The 5,751-nt window shown below is 72.3% G+C and carries 4 protein-coding genes; all 4 read left to right on the top strand.

The features are described from left to right. Positions 1–285 precede the first annotated feature (285 nt). The gene (locus ABD172_RS01575) at positions 286–2,823 is read left to right on the top strand and encodes a hypothetical protein (protein WP_344306336.1); all 2,538 of its coding nucleotides are present in this window, start codon (positions 286–288) and stop codon (positions 2,821–2,823) included. Further along, positions 2,807–3,649, top strand: coding sequence for a Fic family protein (locus ABD172_RS01570; RefSeq protein WP_344306334.1), 843 nt, complete (start codon positions 2,807–2,809; stop codon positions 3,647–3,649). The genes ABD172_RS01575 and ABD172_RS01570 overlap by 17 nt, the downstream gene beginning before the upstream one ends. Positions 3,650–3,788: 139 nt before the next feature. Continuing rightward, positions 3,789–4,814, top strand: a complete 1,026-nt coding sequence (gene ssd, locus ABD172_RS01565) for a septum site-determining protein Ssd (RefSeq protein ID WP_344306332.1) — start codon at positions 3,789–3,791, stop codon at positions 4,812–4,814. Continuing rightward, positions 4,811–5,751: TadA family conjugal transfer-associated ATPase (locus tag ABD172_RS01560; RefSeq protein ID WP_344306330.1), on the top strand; the 941-nt coding region annotated here is incomplete at its 3' end. The genes ssd and ABD172_RS01560, both read left to right, overlap by 4 nt.

The following is a 5,751-nucleotide window of genomic DNA, read 5'->3' as shown; positions in this document are numbered from 1 at the left end:
AGGTGCGCGATTCGTGAAGCAGGGTCTCCATGGAGTTGTCGGTTGCCATGTCATCCTCCGGCGTCGTTGAGGGAGTTCGTTCGGCATGTGAACGGGGTGGTGCCCGCCACGTGTGAGAACCATACAACGGCCTGTGCATCGTTGCCGAGGGCGTCAACAGGCCGTGCATCGATGCAGATGCCGGGCGGATCGGGATGAATCAATGCCGGTTGTCTGTGAAGATGAGAGCGGTCGAAGCTCTGCGGTCCCAAGGTGATCGCGGAATCGAAGAGGAGATTGAGACGAATGAGCACACCCCAGCACCCCGCGGGCCCGGGCTCGTGGGACCCGAACCGGCCACAGGGATCGCAGCCCTTCGGTTCCGGCCCCGGCCCGCACCCGGCAGGACCGAATGCGGAGGCGGCACAGCAGCCCGGTGCTCCGCAGTACGGCGGCGCGCCCGGACCGTACGGTGCTCCGGCGCCCGGTCAGTCGGGCGGTCAGCAGGGTGTGCCGCCGTACGGTGCGGGGCCGCAGTACGGTTCCGGCCCGCAGTACGGTCAGGGCCCGCAGTACGGGTCCGCTCCCCAGGGTGGTCCCCAGCCCCAGGGCGGTCCCCAGGGAGCGCCTCAGGGGGCACCCCAGTACGGGTCCGGACCGCAGCCGGCCTACGGCTCCGCGCCGCAGCCGCAGTACGGTTCGGCGCCCGGCCCCTACGGCTCCGGACCGCAGCCGGGATACGGATCCGGCCCCGGGATGCCTCCCGGCGGCTACCCGGGCGCTCCGGCTCCCGGTGGTAAGCCACCGAAGGCTCCCAAACCTCCGAAGGCACCGAAGCCGCCGAAGGATCACCCGGGCGTGCTCGGACCCTTCACGGTGCGTGACCTCATCGTCCTCGGTGGCGCGCTCCTGTCCTTCCTCGCCCTCGTCCTGCCGGTGCAGCGTGCGGTCGGCATGAATTTCTGGGTCTGGGGCATCGGCTGGGCCTCCTTCGCCTGGCTGTTCTTCGGCATCCTCGCGCCCCTCGCTGCCGGCGTCCTCACCCTCCTCAACAAGCTCGTGCGCAGCTTCCCGCAGCGCATCGGTTCGTTCTCGCCCGACCAGCTCGTCTCCGTCCTCGGCGTCGTCGGTCTCGTGATGAACTTCTTCATCCTCGTCTTCGACGCGATGAACCTCCACGTCGGTGGCTGGTTCTCGATCCTCGGTGCGCTCGCCGTGTGCTTGGGCGGCGCCTTCACCTTCATCCCGTTCCTCGGTTCGGAGTTCGCCGAGCGCGAGGAGGTACCGGCCCACCCGAAGGCCCGGCCCGTCAAGCGCGGCGCTGCGAAGCCGCAGCCCCCGCAGGCGCCCGCGCTCGTCGGTGATCCCGCAGCGGCCGGCGGTGCTCCGGGACAGTTCGGACAGCCGCAGTCGGCCCCCTACGGCCAGGGAACCCCCGCCGGGGCGCCGCAGTCGTTCGGATCCGGACCCGAGGTGCCCGCCGCCGGTGCGTCGAACGCACCCGGCCCGGATGCACCGGCACCGTCGGGTCGGTACTCCCCGGATGCGGCCCCGTCCGCGCCGAGCCCGTACGCGGGGTCCGCGGACCCGTCCCGGAACGCTCCGGGCGCCGGCGCCCACCCGGCCACCCCGACGAGCGACTTCGGTGCTCCGGTCCCGCCCGCTCCGGCGGCCGGTTCCCAGGACGCGCCCTACGCTCCGACCCCGCAGCAGTCCTCCCCGGAGCCGACCACGCAGACCGCCACCGGAGAAGGGCAGACGTACCTCGGCGAGGGCAATGCGGATCAGCCGGAGAACGCCCAGAACGTCCCCACCCAGGCCTTCATGGGTGGCAGCTTCGGCAGCTACGAGGACAACGTCCCGGCCTACGGTTCCTCGCAGGACACCGCGAAGCGCGATGCAGCGGAGAACGCGTCCGCACAGCAGAACGACACCCGCACGGACGCAGGCGAGGCGCCGCAGGCCCCCGGCACCGGCGGCCCTGTCGACGCACGGCCGGCCACCTCCTTCGGTGAGGCGGCCGCGGTGCAGCAGGGCGCCTCGGCGGAGGACGCCGTCGTCGCCGAGGCGGCCGACGAGATCCGTGAGCCCGAGGCATCCATCGACGCCGAGACCGCGGTCAAGGACGCCGAGAACGGATCCGCCGGGTACGGTTCGCCCTCGTTCGAGGCGGAGCGCACCGAGGAGGCCGCAGGTGCCGAGGCAGCTGCTCACGCGTCCTCGACGGACGGCTCCGCAGGCGGATCCGATGGCACCTCCGACTCCGCAGCAGGATCGACCGAGGCTTCGGGTGATGCCCCGACGGGATCCGCAGGGTCCCCGGCCGCTCCGTCGCCCCTCGGCGCCGGAGGGGTCGCCGCCGCGTCCTCCGAGCCGCACGTGCGTGGCGACGAGACCGGTGATGACGCGAACCAGCCCACCCAGTGGTTCAAGGTGCAGACCGACGGAGCGCCGAGCGCTCCGCAGTCGGATTCCTCCCCGCAGCACGGCGCGGACGACGAGGTGGAGGCCACGCAGGTCTTCCGCCCCTTCGGTGATGCCGCTGCCGGTGCAGCTGTTGCCGGTGCCGGTGCTGCCGGTGCCGCGGATGCGGATGCGTCCGAGGCGGAACCGACCGGTGCCGGCGCGGAACGTCCCGCGAACCAGGCGTTCTGGTTCGCGGTTCCCGAACCGCGTCCGGCCTTCGACCCGGTGACCGGTGCCCAGGTGTTCCTCGTGACGCCGGGCGAGTGGTTCCTCGCGATCGCGGACCACGGCACCTCGTACACCGTCAGCACCCCGGACCAGACCCGGCAGGGTGTGCTCCGCAACCTCGAGGGAATCCAGATTGCCGACTCCGAGTGACGCGCTGCGGACGCTCGCCTCGATCCCCGAGGTGGACGCCGCGGTGACCGCTGCACGCAATGCGTGCACCGAACTGCGCTGGCACAACGCCCTGCGCAAACGCATGCCCGAGTGCCGCGCGGAGGCGACGATCCGCGCGGCCCGGGCCTCCGCGGCCCTCGAGGGGGCCCGGTATCCCCTCACCTTCGTCCGGGAGGTCGTCGGTGCCGGCCGGGAGGTTCCCTCCGACCTGTCCGGTGCGCAGTTGTCCGCCTCCGTGCGGGTGGCTGCGGTGACCCAGGAACTGTCGGAGAAACCGGACGCCCTGCGCACCGGGTTCTCCCACACCCTCTCGAAGCTCGCACTCGCCGCCGGGGCGGGTCTCGCGCCCGAGGAGCAGCTCGGTCGGCCCCGGATCGCGGGGGAGACCCCGGGGGACCTCGGAGGACTGCCTCCGGCTCCGGATCCGGGGGAGATCGCCGAACGGCTCGCGTTCCTCGAGGAACTCCTCGCGGATCCGACGCTACCCGGCCTCGTCGTCGCGTCGATCCTCCACGGGGAGATCCTCGCGCTCCGCCCGTTCGTCATCGGCAACGGCCTCGTGGCACGCGCACTGTTCCGCATCCACCTCGTGAGCGCCGGTGTCGACCCGACCGGGGTGAACGTTCCGGAGGCCGCATTCCTCTCGGACGCCACCGGATACGGTCAGGGCGGTGCGTACTACACGAGCGGGAAGGACGTGCCCGGCTGGATCATCTCCTGCGCCTCGGCTGTGGAGAAGGGCGCCGGCGAAGGCCGTCAGGTGTGCCAGTCGGTGCAGGCCGGTCGCATCCCACGCAGCGTCTGACCGGCACGAACACACGGTGACCGCAGGTCGGGGGTGAGAGCCTCCGACCTGCGGTCACAGTCATTCACGGCACGGGTGCACCGTCCACAAGCGCACCGGGACCTCACGCCCGCGCACCCGGGCGACCGACGCTGGGCGCATGGAGACGACCGAACACCGCATCGCCCTGCTCACCCGCATCCCGAGCCTCATCGACCACTGCGCCGCCCTCGCCGACGGCATCGGTATCACCCTCGACGTCATCGCCCCCGACTCCGGAGGCTGGCAGAACGCCGTGCTCGTCCTCCTCGGGGAGGACGTGGCCGAACCCCCGCAGGCGCTCGGCGTCGCGACCGTCCTCGTCGGCACCGCCGAATCCGGGGTGTGGGCGCACGCCGCCCGGTTGGGGGCCGACCACGTCGCCGTGCTGCCGGACGCCTCGGAATGGCTCACCCAGCGGATGATCACCGCGGTCGAACCGCCGGGCACTCCGGGCACCACGCTGGGGGTGGTCGCCGGTTCGGGAGGTGCGGGCGCCTCGGTCCTCGCCTGTGCGACGGCCCGGCAGGCGGCGGCCGAGGGCATGAACGTCGTCCTCCTCGACGCCGACTCGCTCGGCGGAGGACTCGACCTCGTGCTCGGATGCGAGGACCTCGAGGGGCTGCGGTGGCCTGCGCTCACCGAGTCGCGCGGACGCCTCCGCCCCTCCCTCCTCACCGAGGCACTGCCGCGACACGAGGGACTCGCCGTGCTCTCCTGGGACCGGGAGGGGCGGGTCGACCTCGACTCCGAGGTCTTCGACCAGGTGCTCGCGGCCGCCCAACAGGCCTTCGACCTCGTCGTCGTCGACCTGCCGCGGCACGCGCCTGTCGAATGGGCACGCGCCTGCCACCACCTCCTCCTCGTCACCCCGGCGCGCGTGCGGGCGGCGGTCGCGGCGGCACGCGTCGCGAAACGTCTCGTCACGGTGCATCCGGACGTGAAACTCGTCGTGCGGGAGAGCGGGAAGGCCGCTTCCTCGCTCGACCCGGCGCTCGTCGCCCAGACGATCGGACTCGACCTGCTCGGTGCGCTCCGGGACGACCCGCGCCTCACCGCTGCGGTCGACCGGGGTGAGGGTATCCCCGGTGGTCGCACGCACATCGGCCGCTTCACGACCGCAGTGCTCGACGAGGTGTGCCCATGAGCGCGTGGATCGACCCGCAGATCATCGCGGACGTGCGGGAGGAGCTTCTCGAGAACCCCGGCCCGGTCACCCCCGCGACCGTCGCGGCGGCGGTCCGGCGCACCGGGCGGGTGCTCGGGTCCGCAGCTCTCCTCGAACTCGTCCAGCGGATCTCCGCGCAACTCGCCGGTGCCGGCCCCCTCCAGTGGCTGCTCGATGCACCCGGGACGACCGACGTCTTCGTCAACGGTCCGCACACGATCTGGCAGGACCGTGGGGACGGGCTCGAACCGGTGCGGATCTCCCTCGGCGAGGAATCCGACGTGCGGGCGCTCGCGGTGCGGCTCGCGGGGCTCGGGGGCAGGCGCCTCGACGACTCCCAACCGCTCGTCGACGTCCGACTGCCCGACGGCGTCCGTCTCAACGCGGTCCTGCCGCCGCTCTCCGGCGACCACACCGTCCTCTCCTTCCGCATCCCGAACCACTCCGGGTTCTCGCTCGCGCGGCTGCAGGAGGACGGGTTCGTCCCCGGTCCGCTCGTCGAACTCCTCGACGAGGTGCTCCGGGTCCGCGCGAACTTCCTCGTGAGCGGCGGGACGGGCTCGGGCAAGACGGCACTCCTCGGCGCACTCGTGTCCGCGGTCGAACCCGCCCAGCGCGTGGTCGTCGTCGAGGACTCGCGCGAACTCGTCACCACCCACCCGCACGTCGTCCAGCTCGCGGCCCGGCAGGCGAACGTCGAGGGCGCCGGCGAGGTGACGATGACCGACCTCGTGAAGAACGCCCTCCGGATGCGGCCGGACCGCCTCGTCGTCGGGGAGGTTCGCGGAGCCGAGGTCCGCGACATGCTCACCGCGCTCAACACCGGGCACGAGGGCGGCTGCGCGACGATCCACGCGAACACCGCCGAGGCGGTCCCCGCCCGGCTCGAGGCGCTCGGTGCCCTCGCCGGGATGAG

Origin of the sequence: Brevibacterium samyangense (assembly GCF_039529845.1) — a bacterium.
Classification (GTDB): Bacteria; Actinomycetota; Actinomycetes; order Actinomycetales; family Brevibacteriaceae; genus Brevibacterium; species Brevibacterium samyangense.
Note: the sequence above shows the minus strand (reverse complement) of the source record. Positions and strands in the feature narration are given on the sequence as shown.